The 17,823-nt window shown below is 39.3% G+C and carries 15 protein-coding genes and 1 pseudogene; 8 read left to right on the forward strand and 8 right to left on the reverse strand.

All coding sequences use genetic code 11. The features are described from left to right. Positions 1-132 (forward strand): annotated as a pseudogene (locus NL42_RS04295) (MarR family winged helix-turn-helix transcriptional regulator); the annotation flags it as partial. An 88-nt stretch (positions 133-220) separates the two neighbouring features. After that, positions 221-652 carry an organic hydroperoxide resistance protein gene (locus NL42_RS04300; protein WP_003655074.1) on the forward strand — a complete coding sequence of 144 codons (432 nt, stop codon included), beginning with the start codon at positions 221-223 and terminating at the stop codon, positions 650-652. Between the two features lie 60 nt (positions 653-712). On the opposite strand, the gene gspE is transcribed toward NL42_RS04300, so the two are convergent. Then, the gene (gspE, locus tag NL42_RS04305) at positions 713-2,203 is read right to left on the reverse strand and encodes a type II secretion system ATPase GspE (RefSeq protein ID WP_461311884.1); all 1,491 of its coding nucleotides are present in this window, start codon (positions 2,201-2,203) and stop codon (positions 713-715) included. A 96-nt stretch (positions 2,204-2,299) separates the two neighbouring features. On the opposite strand from gspE, the gene NL42_RS04310 reads away from it, so the two are divergent. Further along, positions 2,300-3,121, forward strand: a complete 822-nt coding sequence (locus tag NL42_RS04310; protein WP_016139202.1) for a hypothetical protein — start codon at positions 2,300-2,302, stop codon at positions 3,119-3,121. Positions 3,122-3,130: 9 nt separating this feature from the next. Continuing rightward, on the forward strand, positions 3,131-4,048 hold the full coding sequence (locus tag NL42_RS04315; RefSeq protein WP_461311885.1) for a mechanosensitive ion channel family protein: 918 nt from the start codon (positions 3,131-3,133) through the stop codon (positions 4,046-4,048). Here NL42_RS04315 and NL42_RS04320 read toward each other — a convergent pair. Continuing rightward, on the reverse strand, positions 4,038-6,842 hold the full coding sequence (locus tag NL42_RS04320; protein WP_461311886.1) for a DUF2339 domain-containing protein: 2,805 nt from the start codon (positions 6,840-6,842) through the stop codon (positions 4,038-4,040). The two genes, NL42_RS04315 and NL42_RS04320, sit on opposite strands and share 11 nt — an antisense overlap. Positions 6,843-6,996: 154 nt before the next feature. Here NL42_RS04320 and polA point away from each other — a divergent pair, with 154 nt between their 5' ends. Then, a complete protein-coding gene (gene polA / locus NL42_RS04325) occupies positions 6,997-9,768 on the forward strand; it encodes a DNA polymerase I (protein WP_461311887.1) in 2,772 nt (923 codons plus the stop codon). A 55-nt stretch (positions 9,769-9,823) separates the two neighbouring features. On the opposite strand, the gene NL42_RS04330 is transcribed toward polA, so the two are convergent. From NL42_RS04330 to ppx, 5 genes are read right to left on the reverse strand one after another with little or no spacing between them, the layout of a single operon-like run. Then, positions 9,824-10,393, reverse strand: a complete 570-nt coding sequence (locus NL42_RS04330; RefSeq protein ID WP_309951929.1) for a YggT family protein — start codon at positions 10,391-10,393, stop codon at positions 9,824-9,826. A gap of 21 nt (positions 10,394-10,414) precedes the next feature. After that, the gene (gene proC, locus NL42_RS04335; protein WP_461311919.1) at positions 10,415-11,251 is read right to left on the reverse strand and encodes a pyrroline-5-carboxylate reductase; all 837 of its coding nucleotides are present in this window, start codon (positions 11,249-11,251) and stop codon (positions 10,415-10,417) included. Then, on the reverse strand, positions 11,223-12,506 hold the full coding sequence (gene tilS / locus NL42_RS04340) for a tRNA lysidine(34) synthetase TilS (RefSeq protein WP_461311920.1): 1,284 nt from the start codon (positions 12,504-12,506) through the stop codon (positions 11,223-11,225). Before tilS ends, proC begins: the two co-directional genes overlap by 29 nt. Before the next feature lie 56 nt (positions 12,507-12,562). Then, the gene (locus NL42_RS04345; RefSeq protein ID WP_003655062.1) at positions 12,563-13,384 is read right to left on the reverse strand and encodes an acetyl-CoA carboxylase carboxyltransferase subunit alpha; all 822 of its coding nucleotides are present in this window, start codon (positions 13,382-13,384) and stop codon (positions 12,563-12,565) included. Between the two features lie 18 nt (positions 13,385-13,402). Further along, a complete protein-coding gene (gene ppx / locus NL42_RS04350; protein WP_461311888.1) occupies positions 13,403-14,923 on the reverse strand; it encodes an exopolyphosphatase in 1,521 nt (506 codons plus the stop codon). Between the two features lie 278 nt (positions 14,924-15,201). On the opposite strand from ppx, the gene trxA reads away from it, so the two are divergent. Next, on the forward strand, positions 15,202-15,528 hold the full coding sequence (gene trxA, locus NL42_RS04355) for a thioredoxin (protein ID WP_003655060.1): 327 nt from the start codon (positions 15,202-15,204) through the stop codon (positions 15,526-15,528). 322 nt (positions 15,529-15,850) lie between these two features. Further along, positions 15,851-17,119, forward strand: coding sequence for a transcription termination factor Rho (gene rho / locus NL42_RS04360; protein ID WP_016139209.1), 1,269 nt, complete (start codon positions 15,851-15,853; stop codon positions 17,117-17,119). A gap of 164 nt (positions 17,120-17,283) precedes the next feature. Here rho and NL42_RS04365 read toward each other — a convergent pair whose 3' ends face one another. Continuing rightward, positions 17,284-17,436 carry a hypothetical protein gene (locus NL42_RS04365; protein WP_336166107.1) on the reverse strand — a complete coding sequence of 51 codons (153 nt, stop codon included), beginning with the start codon at positions 17,434-17,436 and terminating at the stop codon, positions 17,284-17,286. 94 nt (positions 17,437-17,530) lie between these two features. Between NL42_RS04365 and NL42_RS04370 the strand changes: the two genes are divergently transcribed. Beyond that, positions 17,531-17,776, forward strand: coding sequence for a hypothetical protein (locus NL42_RS04370; RefSeq protein ID WP_107880772.1), 246 nt, complete (start codon positions 17,531-17,533; stop codon positions 17,774-17,776). Positions 17,777-17,823: the final 47 nt, after the last annotated feature.

Consider the following 17,823-nt stretch of genomic DNA (forward strand, 5'->3'; position numbering starts at 1 on the left):
GAAGGAAAAAAATTAAAAGATCAGGCAATGAATATTCCAGCCGAAGTATTAGATGCAAGTTCATGTGATATGACAACGCTACTGGACCTAAAAGATCAACTTACTAAACTCCGTACAAACCTAGTCAAATAAACAGCAATTTTTTCAAAAAATGTACTTGTCAAAATATTTAAGTCGTGTACGATATATTTGTATTCAATTTATTTTAGGAATAAAAACGATGTCATTAGAAAAAGTTGTTTATCGCGCAAAAGCTAAGGCAACCGGTGGTCGTGATGGCCGCGCAACCTCATCAGACGGTGTATTAGATGTACAACTTGGTGTACCTAAAGAAATGGGTGGCGCTGGTGGTGCTGTAACAAATCCTGAGCAATTATTTGCAGCTGGTTATTCAGCATGCTTTTTAGGCGCTTTAAAATTTGTTGCAAACCGCGATAAATTTAATATTAGCAAAGATGCGTATGTAGAAGGCGAAGTAGGTATTGGCCCAATTCCTACAGGTTTTAGTATTGAAGTAACTTTAAATGTTTACTTAGTTGGCATGGATCGTGAAGAAGCTGAAAAGTTAGTTGCAGCAGCTCATATCGTTTGCCCATATTCAAATGCAACTCGCAATAATATTGATGTGAACTTTAATATTGTGACTGAGTAATTTTTTAAGTTTAAAAAAAATGCCCGAATCTTATCGGGCATTTTTATTGCACGTTACAAATTATGCTTCACTTGCTTCATTGGTTACTCGAAGCACTTCTTCGAGTGTAGTTTTACCTGTAAGTACTTTGCGTAAACCATCATCACGAATAGAGCCAGAGTACTGACGAGCATGATTTTCTAATTCATATTCAGCCGCATTTCCGTGAATCTGACGGCGCATAGAATCATCAACAGGCACGATTTCATAAATAGCCGTACGCCCATTGAAACCTAAATGAGAACAGTGATCACACCCTTGAGCCTGTGGTAACTTCAACATAGACTCACTATGAATATGCTGAAATACCTGTCTTTCGAAAGTATCTGCTTCACGCCATGTCATACAATGTTGACATAAGGTACGAACCAAACGTTGAGCAATCACTCCAATTAAAGAGCTCGATAATAAGAATGGTTCAATCCCCATATCTTTAAGTCGAGTGACCGCGCCAATAGCTGTATTGGTGTGCAGTGTAGATAAAACCAAATGACCTGTTAATGATGCCTGTACTGCAATTTCAGCAGTTTCTAAATCACGAATCTCACCAACCATGACCACATCTGGATCTTGACGCAACATTGCTTTTAAAGCACGAGCGAATGTCATATCCACTTTGGTATTAACTTGTGTCTGCCCAATACCTTCAAGCTGATATTCAATCGGATCTTCGGCAGTCAAAATGTTACGCGTATTGTCGTTTAGATCCGATAAGGCTGCATACAAGGTCGTCGTTTTCCCCGAGCCTGTAGGACCTGTTACTAAAATAATGCCATGGGGACGATGTACAAGTTGAGTTAAACGCTCATAGTCATTTGCCATCAGACCCAAATGGATCATATTAAGACGACCAGCTTGTTTATCAAGCAACCGCATTACAACCCTTTCACCATGTGATGAAGGTAAAGTCGAAACACGGACATCTACTTCACGACCAGCAAGACGTAAAGAAATACGACCATCTTGCGGCACACGTTTTTCCGCAATATCGAGTTTTGCCATGACTTTAATACGTGAAACCAGCAAAGGTGCCAACTCGCGGCGTGGCTGTACAATTTCACGTAATTGACCATCTACACGTAATCGTACAGATAGTTTCTTTTCGAAAGCTTCAATATGAATATCAGAAGCTCCTACTCGAATTGCTTCTGAAAGTAGCGCATTAATAAGACGAACAATTGGGGCATCATCTTCTTGATCCATCAGATCTTCTGTTTCAGGAACCTGATCAGCCAAACTCAATAAATCAGGATGGTCTTCTAAACCTGCTGCAACTTGTTGTGATTCCCCTGTATCGCCAGCATAGCTCGTACTTAAGAGCGTATTAAATTCTTGTTCAGTACATAATTGGTAGTGAGCTGGCTTACCTAGAATTCGTCTTGCTTCCTGCAATGCAATTTTTTCAGTATTTTGACGTCTAATAATAAATACTTGATCACCGTCATAACGAAATAAAACACCATGACGCTTGGCAAAACTATATGGAACTTGTATTTGTTTCAATATTTGCATCACAATTTATAATGATGAGTAAGATGATTTTGAGTGTACTCTAAGCAGATTACAGCGTGAAGTCTGTTTAACAACTCGGTAGAGGAATTTTACGTCTTGTTTGAAAATAATGAATATCAGCCTCGCCCCCAGAATTCCTTAAAATGGTGGGGAGAACAGCGCTTTGAAATTAATCAGTCTAAAGCATGGCAATTTGGTTCAATGCTTTTTCGTCTAACGCGCGGTATAAAAGAATGGCGTATCGAATATTATCGCCCATCTCTTCAAGACGATAATGAGCAAGATTGGCACCCAATCGCAGATCCGAATTTTGCCTTTCCGCATACTGTTCAAGTAGAACGCTACATGTTTCGGAAAACTAATCCGGAATTTCTACTTATGCCACGTCTGGCAGACCGCTCCGTAGTCATTAAACCTGTTGATCCGATCTACATTCCTGCGGGCCAACGCGGAACTCTTTATATTAGTACACCCCTATGGATTGCAGGTTTAGTCGAAAGTCAGCATGAGCCTTTGTTTGAGATTCCTCTAATTCAACCAAAAGACACATGGTTTGGCCCAAATGCTCAGCAAGGCGAAATTTGTTATGCCACTTCAGTAGATGGGCGTACCGATTTGAATCTGTTAACACCCCGTGCGTTTCGTGCTGTTACTCCAATTGATTTTCACAACACCAGTAATCACCAATTGCGCTTTGACCGCATGAACGTGCCCGTTACCGCTTTGCCTCTTTTTTACAGTGAAAGTACTGGTCGTTTATGGACTTCTCAAATTAAAGTTTATTATGAAGGCTCTGATCGTCCCGCACGCATTCGTATTGAAAATCGTACTCCACCACTTGCTGGTGAAGTGACTTATGTTCACCCACCACGTTCACCTGGTGGAGCATTATTCAATATGTTTGATTCATTCTTTTAAGAGGTTTATATGGCTGATATAAGTATTCCTAAGGATATCGCTGATAGCCTCACAAGTATATTTACCAATATCAATACCGAACGTATTAGTGAAATTTTAGTCGGTGTTGTGCTGTGTTTTATTGGTTTTGTTCTTGCCCGTATTATTTCAAATACATTTATTAGAACCATTGGCTCACGTTTTAATGCTCATCAACGTCTAGTGTGGCGCCGCGGTATTTTTTATTTTATTTTCTTACTCTTCATTATGACGAGTTTAAAAGAAGCTGGTTTTAAACTCAGTGTATTTCTTGGCGCAGCAGGTATTTTAACCGTAGCGCTCGGTTTCGCATCGCAAACTTCTGCAAGTAACTTAATCAGTGGTTTATTTTTGATTGGTGAAGGTTCATTTGAAGTCGGTGATACCATTCAAATTACCCTGATTCGTGGAAATACGATTGAAGGTGAAGTGATCTCGATTGATTTGCTTTCGGTTAAGCTACTTACATTAGACAATGTCTATATTCGTTTGCCAAACGAACAACTCATTCGCGCTCCCGTGCACAACTTATCTAAATACCCAATACGGCGTATTCCAATTACACTTGCAATTAACTTTCACGAAGACATCATTAAAGTTCGCGAGGTTCTACTGAATGTAGCAGCTCATTATCCTCTTGTATTAGATGACCCAAAGCCTGCTGTTACAGTGACTGCATTCAGAGAATCATCAATTGAGCTTTTATTTACAATGTGGTGTCGACAAGAAAACTCTTTAAAAGTTCGAGATGAGATGCAAGAACGAATCCGAAATGGATTTTTAGATAACCGAATCGAAATTCCTGTTCCTAAAATGGGATTGATTGATCGACCATCTAATGTTTTTGCTGAAGATGATATCGATCAATACAGTAATCAAAAAGAATTAAATCGAGAGCCTAAAGCTTAGGCTCTTCATTTTTCTGTACAGCGGATGATGGTGGTAATGGCGCAAGATAAGCAATAATCAACATTACCCCACCCGCTCCAATAAATGAAATGACTCGAGTTAAAGTCGCACTTTGTGATAGATCGAGCAAAATCAGCTTTAATACAACAATTCCTAAGAGTGCAGCACCTACAAACCACAATTGACGAATCATTTTTCGGCTAGAGAACGTGGTTAAAATGAATGCCAAGATTACCCAAAGCAATGTCAAACTTAACTGCACCAAGCCATTTGTCCAAATTGCAGTACTCCAGAGTGGTGTCGCCCAGTAATGGTGTAAGCCTCTGACCACCACACTACTGAATACCAACAACCCCACTAGAATTGTTGTAATTTTAAAAGTCCACTCCAGTGATTTATCTTGATCAAAAGCATGCTGATAAATAATAAAGAGTAGACCGGCAAATACTGAAATTGAAAAGAAATCAGTTAAGTTAATCAAAGGAACAAAGTAAAGGTACTCAGCAGAATGCCGATCTACACTCACCACAAGCAACCAAAGTAAACTTAGACACCACACCAGAATTTGATGTAACACTGTAGTTTTATGAGCCTTATACGCCCATAGTGAATAAACCACAGGAACGAAAGCCAAAGCAACAATTGGCATTTTTGGAAAGATCGCCAACCCCACCGTTGCTAATGCCAACCAACTTAAACCAGCCCACACCTTTAGATATCCAAACTGACCTGACTGTGGTTGAGCCATAATAAATAAAGCACTAAGAAGCGTTGCTGCAATGAGGAAAGTACCCTGCTGCAATATACTCGGCCATTTAAACATGCTGAATACTTGGCTGGTAAAGACCTCACCTAAAATTAACAACAATAACAGGCTAATTAAACTTAACTGTAGACTCTGCCATTGGACTCTTAGTTTGTAGTGAACGACTACACTAAATATTGATAATAATAGTATCGCAATCATCAGATATGGACTTAAGCCGTGATGTTGCCATTTCAAAATTTCTATACCAGCTATAGCACCTGCATACATCCCTAAGCACAAGAAAATACCGCTAAACATGCTGGCACTAAAATAGTGTTGTTCTTTACTGTTGAATTGCAATAAATAGAAAGCTGAAATAAATTGGGCCACTGCATAAATGCTTGTGCTTAGAGTAGGGAACTCTTCATTCGCCCAGAATTGATAAAACAATGCAACTGAACTGAGTAAAACTAAAATTACACCAATATATCGGCTTAAACGGTAGCGCTCAGTTACTCCCCATACAATTAGGGCCGTACCTTGAGCAACCCAACCAATCGCAGTCCAATGCGCCCCTTTCGCGAGTGGAAAAATTAACGCAAAAAATGCAACGGCGAGGATGAAAAAGCTTTTAGCAAGAACTGAAAGTTGAGGATGGGTCTTTTTGATCCAGAAAGTTAATACCGCATAGGTACCAGCCAAAACACCAGCACCAATCGTCAACGCTTGAGTAGACTCATGGACTAAATAGGCGTGTAGCGTAAAGCCTAGTACAGGCACACTAAAAATAAGACCAACATCTAAGAGTGGTGGTAAACGAATGCCTTCTTGTTGTTCACGTGCTGAAACTCGAGATATATTTTGGCTATAACGGACACTAAGCCAAATAAACAGTGCTATATGCAGCCATAGAATCCAATCTAATGTGTCAAATTTTGCTGGTTCTGCATAAAAACCTATCGCGCTACCGCCAATAAACATCGTGGCAAAGAAAGCAATCTGATTTAAGATTTTCCAAGGCTGAATAAAATTAACAGCAGCAACTGCTAAGTTAATTACCAAATAGTAGCTAAATAGGAAGACTACATCTGGACGATATTGGGGAATAACTAAAGGTGCTGCGTAAGCCATCCCAAGTGCTAAAATAGCTAAATAAATTGCCTGTTGTTTTAAACTTAAAAATACGGTGATTGCTAATAAAACAGTAAACAGAATACTTGCTGTAGTTAGATTGGCGATTACACCAAAATGATGTGAGAACACGAGTGTTAGGAATACAACAGCTAGTCCTACACCCTGCAATGCCACAGCAAAAAGCTGATTTTTCTTTTGCAAGCTATAACCAAATGCTGTTAATACACCTCCGGCAATCGCAATGAAACCAAGTTTTACGCCTAAGCTGAGCTGCCAGTGCTCGCTTGCGAAACGCAGTAATAACACTACCCCAACCATGAGCACAGCAACAGCAACTCTTAAAATTGGGTTGCCATGGACCATCCAATCAATTGCTGGTTGCCACCATGCAGTTTGTACCTGAGTTGGATATTCTTCTTGATTTAAAGGTGCTGTTTCAGCTGGGACTAACACGTCTGTATTATGGAAGTTAGCTTGCTCTAGTACGGGAGTTATAGTTTCTGTTTGTAGAGTATTATTTACATGAACAGTTTGTTTTGCTGACTCGATATACAACAGTCGAGTATGAAATGCACTAATCGTTTGGATCAGGCACAACAATAAAACCAGCAATGCACCGCCAGCAATCCACATCCAGTGATTCATATAGGCAACTAATGCAACCAAGGCGGCTGCATAAATCACTATTGTTTGCGTATGAATAGAATAAAGTGGCTTTTTCTGCTGAGAAAACTGTTGTTCTAAATGAGTCAGACGCTGATGCAGATTTGATAATAGCTGAACCAGTACTACCACGAGTGCAATAGATAAAGCAGCAACAGCACTCTGAAATTTAAAACCAATTGAAATGGCTAAAAACAAAGTCAAAGCGATCAAAACAATGATCATTCCCTGTTTGTCTTTTTTATACATGGGCTTAGCAATATGACACCTTCATTACATGTCATCTTACTTTAAGCCAATACAAGCGTATATTTATACATACAAAATACTGCAAAAATCATAATCCTGCATTCATAGCCGTTTTCACGTAAAATACCCGTAATTCAAATTAAGGAATTGTTCAATGCCACCATTTGTCTTGGTTGATGGGTCCTATTTTTTATTTCGTGCATATCATGCATTACCACCATTGACGACCTCTACAGGGTTACATACCAATGCAATACGTGGAGCAATTTCTGCGATTCAAAAACTTATGCGTCGTATGCAACCGACGCATATGGCAGTCATTTTTGACACTCCCGAACCAACCTTCCGTCATAAGCTTTCACCGATCTATAAAGGTGACCGTCCAACCATGCCTGAAGAGTTAGCTCAACAAATTCCATATTTACATGCATTGATTAAAGCTCAAGGGATTCCTTTATATAGTCTTCCGGGCGCTGAAGCAGATGACATTATCGGTACACTTGCTAAACGTGCTGTGCTCGAAGGCCATCATGTGCTTATCTCAACAGGAGATAAAGACATGGCTCAGCTCGTCAATGATCATGTCAAACTTGAAGATAGCTTTAAAGATCGCGTAATGGACACCGACGGTGTATTTGAAAAATTTGGCGTTTGGCCAAATCAGATTATCGACTATTTAACACTAATGGGTGATGCATCCGACGGTATTATGGGTGTCCCAGGCGTAGGTGCAAAAACAGCAGCTAAGTTACTGACTGAATATGGCACTTTAGAAAATATCATTGCCAACGCAGACCAGCTTAAAGGCAAAATTAGTCAAAATATCAAAGATAATTTAGACAATATTAAGCTTGATCATCAGTTAGCTAGCATTGTGTGTGATCTTCCTTTAGAGCTCGACTGGCATGAATTAAAGCTTATCGATCCAAATGTTGACGCTTTACGCAACTTATATACTGAGCTTGAGTTTAGAAATCAGTTACAGTCGCTTGATCATCCAAATAATCCAAACAGTTCTACTTATAAACAACAAGTTTCACAAGTAGTCGTTCAAGATGAAGTTAAGCCGGCTGATTCTATAGAAACCGAAGATCAGGCAAGCCTAACCAGTCAAGATGATCAGCTTGGAACTGCAAACTATCATACTGTTTTAACTCAAGAAGCATGGGATCAACTCTTGCAACGCATGCAAAATGCTGATCATTTTGCCATTGATACAGAAACTACAAGTCTTGATTACCGTATTGCCGAGATGGTTGGTTTCTCAATCGCCTTTGATGCACAAGACGCTTATTATGTGCCTTTAGCGCATAATTATGAAAATGCACCGCAGCAGCTGGACCGTGAACAAATTCTGGCTCAAATTAAGCCTGTATTAGAAAATGAAGCGGTTAAAAAAATCGGTCATCATCTTAAATATGATGCACACATTTTTGCAAACCACGGTATAGAGCTAAAAGGCTGGTATTTCGATAGCATGCTGGCATCTTATGTACTAAATGCAGCAGCAACTCGTCATGGCATGGATGATGTAGCTCGTGTCTACCTAAGCCATTTAACAACGACTTTTGAACAAATTGCTGGCAAAGGTGCAAAGCAGAAAACCTTTAATCAAATTGAGATTGAAGTTGCTGCTCACTATGCAGCAGAAGATGCGCATGTGACCTATCGTTTGTATGAAGTACTTTCAAACAAACTTAAGCCATTTCCTGAGTTAGAAAACATTTTATATAACATCGAAATGCCAGTTGCCCGAATTTTGTCAGGCATGGAAGAAGATGGCATTCGTTTAGATCATGCATTCCTAGATAAATTAAGTGTTGAATTTGCAAAAACTATGGAAGGTCTTGAAAACAAGGCCATGGAAATTGCAGATGAAACTTTTAATATTGCGTCACCTAAACAAGTAGGTGAAATCCTATTTGATAAATTAGGAATCAAAGGCGGTAAAAAGACTGCAACTGGACAATACAGCACCAGTGAAAGTGTTTTAGAAAAAATTGAACATCCTTTAGCGGAAATTATTCTAGAACATCGTGGTTTGGCAAAGCTAAAAAGTACCTATACGGACCGTCTGGTTGAGCAATCGCATAACGACACCCATCGTGTACATACGAGCTATCACCAAGCACTCACAGCGACAGGTCGCCTCTCCTCATCCGATCCTAACTTACAAAATATTCCAATTCGTAGACAAATTGGCCGTCAAATTCGTAAAGCATTCATTGCACCAGAAGCCCGAGTTTTATTGGCTGCCGATTACTCGCAAATTGAACTACGTTTAATGGCACATTTTTCTCAAGATGATGCTTTAGTACATGCGTTCAAGCACGGACAAGACGTTCACCGCCGCACTGCTGCAGAAGTATTGGGTATTGCAATTGAAGATGTAACCAATGATCAACGTCGTCAAGCCAAGGCAGTAAACTTTGGTCTACTGTATGGTATGTCTGAGTTTGGCTTAATTCGTCAATTAGGCTTCACACGTCAAGAATCGCAAAATTATATTAAGCAATATTTCCAACGCTATCCTGGCATCTATGAATATATGCAACGCACACGTCAAGTTGCATCAGAACAAGGCTTTGTTGAAACTATTTTAGGCCGTCGTCTATATACACCTGATATTGATGCAAGAAATGTGATGGTGCGCAAGGCTGCCGAACGTGCTGCCATCAATGCACCTTTACAAGGTAGTGCAGCTGATATTATTAAAATTGCGATGATTGAAGTAGATAAAATTCTGCCAAAAAATCAAGCAAAGTTACTTCTTCAAGTACACGATGAATTAGTTTTTGAAGCCGATCAAAACATTGCTGAAGAACTTTCCAAACAAATCGCAAAAGTCATGGAATCAGTTGTAGAAATTTCTGTGCCTTTAGTGGTTGAGGTAGGACAAGGTCTAAACTGGGATGATGCCCATTAATTAGCAGAAATAAAAAAAGGGCTGTTAAATACAGCCCTTTTTTTATTGAGTCAGCTTAAAGACCTGTTAAGAGAACTTTAGCGACTTCATTCATTAAAATCTCGGCAATATAGAGCGCCAAAAACGCCAAAATCGGAGATAAGTCAATCATTCCCATATTAGGCAATAAACGACGGAATGGCGCAAGTAATGGCTCAGCTAAATCTTGAATCACCTCAATATAAGGTGAACGAGATTGAGTAAACATAACCACCCAACTCAAAATGATTGTTGCAAAAATTAAATAACGACAGAAACGAATCAAGTCCTGAATCATAGTCACAAATGTCAGAATCAATAAATGAATCGGACTATTTGGCATAGACCCAGAAAGATACATCACACCGAAAATTTTCAGTAAATACAAAGTAATTAAAAGAACCAACGCAGCCAAATTAAATCGGCCTTTTGCGACCGTCGGAAAAATTCGGCCAAAAACATCAACAATCTTAGTCGCTTTTACGGTCGATAAAACCACAGGATTATAAGGACTTACTGCCGCTAATTGCATTAAAAAACGGAAAAAGACCAATAAAATCGCGACATTAATTAAAATTCCAAAAATTAGCGCAGAATTTGCACCCATAGTTGTCTTATCCTATTTAAGCTATTTCGCACTGTCACTCAATTCTTGAGCCAATTCTTGGCTACGCTTCTGAGCAGCAGCCAATGCAGATTGAATATTTTGGGAGATTTGTGCACGGTCAAAAACTTCAAGTGCAGCTTGTGTTGTACCATTTGGCGAGGTCACATTCTTACGAAGTTCAGATGGAGTATTTGAACTAGTAATTGCCATTTGAGCTGCACCTAACGCCGTTTGAAGAGTTAAAGCGGTTGCAACTTTTTCATCCAGTCCTAAATTTTTACCCGCACGGATCATACTTTCCATCAGATAGAAAAAATATGCAGGGCCTGAACCAGAAACTGCTGTTACCGCATCAATTTGAGCTTCGGAGTTTACCCAAATTGTTAAGCCTGTGGCCGCTAAAATCTGACTTGTTAATTCACGATCCGAAGCACCGACTACATCATTTGCATAGATACCGTGCGCACCTGTTTGAACCAGAGCTGGTGTATTCGGCATAACCCGAACGATTCGATCGCTATCAATTAAATTTGATATCGTTTGAATTTCAGCACCAGCAATAATTGAAATCACCAATTTATCTGATAACAAACCTTTCAACGGACGTAAAACTGTCGCCAAAACTTGCGGCTTTACCGCCAGTACGACAACATCAGCATTTTGAATTGCAGTCACGTTATCTTGTGTTACATGAACTTCTTTCTCTTGTAATAATTGACGGATCTGCTCAACAGGATCTGAAACAGTAATACGTGTCGGTGGTAAACCTCTTGAAATGAGCCCGCCAATTAAAGCTTGGGCCATATTACCGCCACCAATAAAACAGATATTACAATTTACTGCACTTGCCATAACCATATTCGCCATTTACCAGATTACAAGAATAAGAAATTAAATCTGGTTGCCATCCTCCTTGCTCACAATACGGAGACTGAGCCAACCAAAATCCTTTCGGTGTAAAAACCCCAAGCATAACATTATCTATGACTAATATTTGAATTGTATGACGAAGCCAAGGCAAAATATGTGCTTCTTGAATTGCTTTTTTTAATGGCCACTGGCCAACACGACCATATAAATGGACTTTTTCTCCACCTTGGCGTCGAATGATTGTTAGTTTTTTATTTAATAAAGATGGAGCCAAACCAATATTTTTCTGTGTAATCTGAAAATTTCCTGAAGCATAATGCACTATTTCTCCCATTTGGAAATGATGCTCCGATTCAGCTTCAACTGAACTTAATGTTTCAGCAAGAAAAGCCTGCTTACTCAATCTATAAAGATGATGTTGATAACGGACATAGTAAAACTGATTCCAGTGTAATGCTGCTTGTGCATCGGACTTTGAATCAATCACTTCATTTTTTAGGCGCTCGACCATTTCAAATGCAGGTCGATATTGCCCACTACTTTTCATCCAAACTGAAAGCAACTGGCGCTGACGGGCAGCTGATAAATCTAAAAGTTTAGTTAAGTCTAAACAATCAGCTGTACCACAATGTTTTAAATCAACTTTTAAAACTTCTTCTAAAATTTCAGAAGCATCTTGCATCAAATAACTGGTTCGACTAAGTGCTTGCTGCATTTTAGGAAAGCGGTTTTGTAAAAAAGGCCAAAGTTCCTCACGTGACCACGCCCTATCATAATGAATATCATAATTTGTAGGGTCATTTACATACTCAATTTCAAGTTGAGTAGTCCAATCGGCAATTTGCTCACGAGTTAAATCTAAAAAAGGACGCCAAATTGTCATGTCTACACGGTAATCAATGGACTGCATTGCAGCCAATCCATCAACACCTGCACCCGATAACAACCTCAACATTACTGTTTCAGCCTGATCTTGCTGATGATGAGCAAGCACTAAAATTTCGTTGGCTTGTAAATGTTGTCGATAAGCTTGATAACGTGCCTGACGTGCTTGAGCTTCCAAATTACCTTCGGTAACTTGAACTTTTTGAATAATAAAAGGAATATCTAAACGAGTAGCTTGTTCAGCGACTAGTTTCCCCCACTCTGCACTTTGTGATTGCAGTTGATGGTCGATATAAATTGCTCGGATCTTTTGAGGGAAAATTTGAGACATCAAATGTAGCAGCAGCATAGAATCCATGCCGCCACTACATCCAATAAGAAAAGAACTATTTTCTGAAAACAGTTGAGCCTGCTTTAAGACATTATGCCTAAATTTGCGCTGCCAAACTTCATTAAACGTTGATAACGTGCTTCGCATCGTTCATTTGCATCCAGTGGTAGCAATTCATCCAAAGCTTGCTTCAAAACTACTTTTAGGTTTTGCATGACTTGCTCAGGGTCTAAATGTGCCCCTTCGCCTTCATCTACTACATATTCAACAATACCTAGAGATTGTAATTTGTCTGCTGTCAAACCTAAAGCTTCGCTCGCTTGAGCCGCTTTTTCAGCAGTTTTCCATAAAATAGATGCGCAGCCTTCTGGTGAAATCACAGAATAAATACTGTGTGACAACATAATGACTCTGTCAGCCACACCAATACCTAAAGCACCACCAGAACCGCCTTCACCCAGTACTGTTGCAACAACAGGAACTTTCAAACGTGAAAGTTGAGCAAGGCTAGTTGCAATTGCTTCGGCTTGTCCACGCTCTTCAGCACCAACACCCGGGTAAGCACCCATAGTATCAATAAACGTGAAAACCGGAAGATTAAAACGTTCAGCCATATCTAATAGGCGTTGAGATTTACGGTAACCTTCAGGGTTAGCCATACCAAAGTTATGCTTTAATTTTTCACGGGTACTACGACCACGGTGTTGTCCAATGACCATCACAGGTTGACCGTCAAAACGAGCAAGACCACCTACCATCGCACCATCGTCACCAAACAAACGATCACCATGCAAGGCGTCAAACTCTGTAAAGATTTCACCGACATAATCTAGAAACTGCGGACGTTCAGGATGACGTGCAATTTGAACCGTTGTCCAAGCTTTGGACTGAGTAGATTTTTTCATAGGTCGAATATTATCCCTTTAATCGATAAATTTTTCCGACTGAATATTCAATTCAATGTCCCAATGCTTAAACTGCTCTTGCTCATCGTGCAAGTCGGCAACTAACAATGGCCATTGTTTGGCATCACCAGAAACACTAAGCTGCCATTGTTGATCATTTATGATGGTCAGTTCAATGGCAGGAAGCATCTGATCACTTCGACTATGGTTGAGTAAAACTGCTAGGCGAAGCAATAAACTTAAGTAAAGTAATTTATGACCACCAGCCTTCAAAATTTCGTTTTTTACATCATTTCGCAATTTACGACGATGGTGAGCAACTAAATGTGAAAGATGATTTTGGTCAATTTGCGAGAAACCTGGAATATCTGAGTGCTGTAATAAATAAGCACCGTGGCGATGATAACCACCATGACTAATTGCTAAACCAATTTCATGCAAATAAGCAGCTCGACGCAGTAAGTCACTGTCTTCACTGGTTAAATTAAGAGATTTCGCAACACCATCAAATAATTGTTGTGCTGTATTTACAACTCTTTCTGCTTGCTTCGGATCGGCGTTATAACGCCCCATTAAGGCCTGTACACTACGATCACGGATATCTTCATGTTTAAATCGACCTAACAGGTCATACATCACACCTTCGCGTAATGCACCATCAGAATATGCCAAACGATCAATTTCTAAAACTTCAAAAACTGCGTACAAAATTGCCAATCCGGCTGGCAAAACTGCTCGTCGATCTTCTCTTAGTCCTTCAAAATCAATTTCAGAAACATTTTTAAACTTAAGTAATTTATCTTTAAGTTTGTACAGTCCTTCTTGAGTGACATTTTCCTGTTCATCACTTAAGCCCATATTAACCATAATTTGGCGACAGGCTTTAATCGTTCCACTCGAACCAACGACTGTATCCCACCCTTCCATTTTATAAGTCGTTGCAATAGCAGAAAGTTCTTTACGGGCAGCAACCACTGCCTTATCAAATGATTTCTGGGTAATTTCCCCATCAGAAAAATAGGCCGTTGTATAGGCCACACAACCCATTTGCAATGACTCGGTGTAAATAGGTTCAAACTCTTCACCAATAATAAATTCGGTAGAACCACCACCAATATCAACAACTAAGCGACGTCCACCATTGGCCATGGTATGCGATACACCCAAATAGATCAGACGAGCTTCTTCTCGTCCCGCAATAATTTCAATAGGTTTAGGTAAAATTTCTGCAGCTTTTTGAATAAATTCATGACCATTTTTTGCCTGACGCAAGGCATTAGTAGCGACAATTCGTAAACGATTAGCTTGAACAGAACTCAATCTTCCAACAAAACGGGCTAAACATGCCAAACCACGTTGCTGAGCAGCTTCTGTTAAATTTTTATTTTCATCCAAACCAGCTGCAAGCTGTACTTTTTCTGACATCGAAGCAACTTTTTTAACTTCGCCATGATCTACCCGTGCAATTGCAAGGTGAAAGCTGTTCGACCCCATATCTATGGCGGCAAGTAATTCTTCATCAATCAAAAAGTCAGACATTATTGAACTAAACCCATAACAATTCACGCCTAGAGTAATTCACACGAATGCAATTGAAAAGCCATTTTCATCAACAATTAACTGTCATTTATATTTTTCTATTTATGAGTTGATTGTACAAGTCGATGATGAATATCGTGAGCATCCATTAGACAAATTTAGTGAAGCCTTGAATAATAGCATCAAACCCTTACATTGAACTAAGTAGCTATGTAATACTGATAGAGATAATTTTCTCCTGTAGTAATAGCACTTTTTCTAAAAATTGGAGCCGTACCATGTCTGCGACTATTGTAAATACAACTGATGATAACTTCCAAGCAGATGTTCTAGACGCTGAAACACCTGTACTTGTTGACTTCTGGGCAGGTTGGTGTGCGCCGTGTAAAGCAATTGCACCTGTTCTTGAAGACTTATCAAGTGAATATGCTGGTAAAGTAAAAATTGTTAAAGTTGATGTGACTTCTTGCGAAGATATTGCAGTGAAATACAATATCCGTAATATTCCTGCTTTATTACTTTTCAAAAATGGTGAAGTCGTAGCTCAACAAATTGGTGCTGTGCCTCGCTCTAAACTTGTTAGCTTTATTGATGAAAATGTTTAAGTCAAAATGCTAAGAATGAAAATACGCTATACTTTTTTATAGCGTATTTTTTTCGGCTATAAATTGACAAATTAACTCAGCTGGCTTATATTACATGCTCAAGAGGCACTGAAGGGAATCATCTTCGTCCGGCTTCTTACAAGACACAAACATAAAGATCGCCACTCGGCAACAGAAATTGTTTTTTCACATTTTTCTTCGAAACAATCAATCAGACTTCTGAATTGTTATTGTGTAAATACAATTGCGATAATCTTTTTTGTATGCGAGCGATTTTTCTTCTTTTTAAACCACACTCTACTCTTTCCTAATTCTGACCCTTATGAATTTAACTGAACTCAAGAAAAAACCAATTGGTGAATTAATTAAAATTGCTGAATTTATGGGCCTGGAAGGTATGGCTCGTAACCGAAAGCAAGACATTATCTTTGCCATTTTGAAACGCCATGCAATGAATGGCGAAGAAATTTTTGGTGATGGCGTTCTTGAAATTCTCTCTGATGGTTTTGGTTTTTTGCGCTCTGCCGCAGGTTCGTATTTAGCAGGTCCGGATGATATTTATGTGAGTCCCTCACAAATCCGACGCTTTAACTTGCGTACAGGCGATACCATCACAGGTACTATTCGCCCTCCAAAAGAAGGTGAGCGTTATTTTGCGTTGCTCAAAGTTAACCAGATTAACTATGACACGCCAGAAAATTCTCGAAATAAAATTCTATTTGAAAACTTAACCCCCCTTTTCCCAACCGAACAATTGGTTATGGAACTCGGTAATGGTACGACAGAAGACTTAACTGCTCGTGTTGTTGACTTAGTTGCGCCAATTGGTAAAGGTCAACGCTCTATTATTGTTGCACCGCCAAAAGCGGGTAAAACAATGTTACTTCAAAATATTGCTCAATCTATTGTTAGAAATAATCCTGAAGTATTCCTGATGGTTTTATTAATTGACGAGCGTCCAGAAGAAGTAACCGAAATGGAACGTACTGTTCGCGGTGAAGTGATTGCTTCAACATTCGATGAAGCTCCTGCTCGCCACGTACAAGTTGCAGAAATGGTTATTGAAAAAGCAAAACGTCTTGTTGAACATAAAAAAGACGTTGTGATTCTGCTTGACTCGATTACCCGTTTAGCACGTGCATATAACACCGTCATTCCTTCATCAGGTAAAGTCTTAACTGGTGGTATAGATGCTCACGCATTAGAGCGCCCTAAACGCTTCTTCGGTGCTGCACGTAATATTGAAGAAGGTGGATCTCTTACGATCATCTCAACTGCTTTGATTGAAACAGGCAGTAAAATGGATGACGTCATTTATGAAGAATTCAAAGGTACAGGTAACCAAGAGATTACGCTTGATCGCCGTATCGCTGAAAAACGCGTCTTCCCTGCCATGAATATTAAGAAATCTGGCACCCGTCGTGAAGAGCGTTTAATGGATGATGACAACTTACGTAAAGTATGGATCCTCCGTAAGCTTCTTCATCCGATGGATGAATTGGCAGCAATGGAATTCTTACTTGATCGTATGAAAGAAACGAAAACAAATGATGATTTCTTCGATCAAATGAAGCGTAAAGCTTCAACTTAATCGATTAATCTTCAATAAAAAACCACTCTTTTGAGTGGTTTTTTATTTGGTTGACAAGCTTTACACAAAAATACATTTTGCACTTTTTTATGTAAAATTATTTATAAGCTTTTGATAATAATTATTTTTGAATTAAAAAAAATAAGTTTTTTAGTAGCTTACCTCTACCTTTTCCAATACACTCGGGCTAATTGATTGTTTTTTTCTGTTAAAAAACAGACTGTTTTTCTCTTTTTCATACGTTTTTTTGACAGACGACAGTAGTATTTCAGCATTTGCAGTGATAGCATAGCGGCAGACCAGTTAGACTGCTCCATGCGTTGTTACCTAGCTACGTTTTAGGAATAATAAAAGCAAAACAGTCCAACTTAGGTTTTTTTAATCTCAAATCTTTTTTGTGAGAGTGATGCCATGTTATTCAAAAAATTTGCTGCTGTTGCTGCTGTAGCTGCTACTTTAGCTTTCGTTGGTTGTTCTAAGAAAGAAGAAGCTCCTGCTGCTGCTTCTGAAGCTGTAGCTGCTGCTTCTGAAGCTACTACTGCTGCTTCTGAAGCTGCTACTGCTGCTTCTTCAGCTGTTGATGCTGCTTCTGAAGCTTCTGCTGCTGCTGCTTCTGCACCTGCTGCTTCTGCACCTGCTGCTTCTGCTGCACACTAATCTATATATTAGATTAGAAAAAAAAGAGGACATTTTGTCCTCTTTTT

The organism is Acinetobacter sp. GN11 (assembly GCF_054823985.1).

Coding starts and splice junctions, on each gene's coding strand:
- NL42_RS04365 (WP_336166107.1), bottom strand. CDS start 17,436: ATGGAGCAGTCTAACTGGTCTGCCGCTATGCTATCACTGCAAATGCTG.
- rho (WP_016139209.1), top strand. CDS start 15,851: ATGAATTTAACTGAACTCAAGAAAAAACCAATTGGTGAATTAATTAAA.
- NL42_RS04345 (WP_003655062.1), bottom strand. CDS start 13,384: ATGAAAAAATCTACTCAGTCCAAAGCTTGGACAACGGTTCAAATTGCA.
- NL42_RS04330 (WP_309951929.1), bottom strand. CDS start 10,393: ATGGGTGCAAATTCTGCGCTAATTTTTGGAATTTTAATTAATGTCGCG.
- NL42_RS04370 (WP_107880772.1), top strand. CDS start 17,531: ATGTTATTCAAAAAATTTGCTGCTGTTGCTGCTGTAGCTGCTACTTTA.
- ppx (WP_461311888.1), bottom strand. CDS start 14,923: ATGTCTGACTTTTTGATTGATGAAGAATTACTTGCCGCCATAGATATG.
- proC (WP_461311919.1), bottom strand. CDS start 11,251: ATGGTTATGGCAAGTGCAGTAAATTGTAATATCTGTTTTATTGGTGGC.
- NL42_RS04300 (WP_003655074.1), top strand. CDS start 221: ATGTCATTAGAAAAAGTTGTTTATCGCGCAAAAGCTAAGGCAACCGGT.
- polA (WP_461311887.1), top strand. CDS start 6,997: ATGCCACCATTTGTCTTGGTTGATGGGTCCTATTTTTTATTTCGTGCA.
- tilS (WP_461311920.1), bottom strand. CDS start 12,506: ATGGATTCTATGCTGCTGCTACATTTGATGTCTCAAATTTTCCCTCAA.
- NL42_RS04315 (WP_461311885.1), top strand. CDS start 3,131: ATGGCTGATATAAGTATTCCTAAGGATATCGCTGATAGCCTCACAAGT.
- gspE (WP_461311884.1), bottom strand. CDS start 2,203: ATGCAAATATTGAAACAAATACAAGTTCCATATAGTTTTGCCAAGCGT.
- NL42_RS04320 (WP_461311886.1), bottom strand. CDS start 6,842: ATGTATAAAAAAGACAAACAGGGAATGATCATTGTTTTGATCGCTTTG.
- trxA (WP_003655060.1), top strand. CDS start 15,202: ATGTCTGCGACTATTGTAAATACAACTGATGATAACTTCCAAGCAGAT.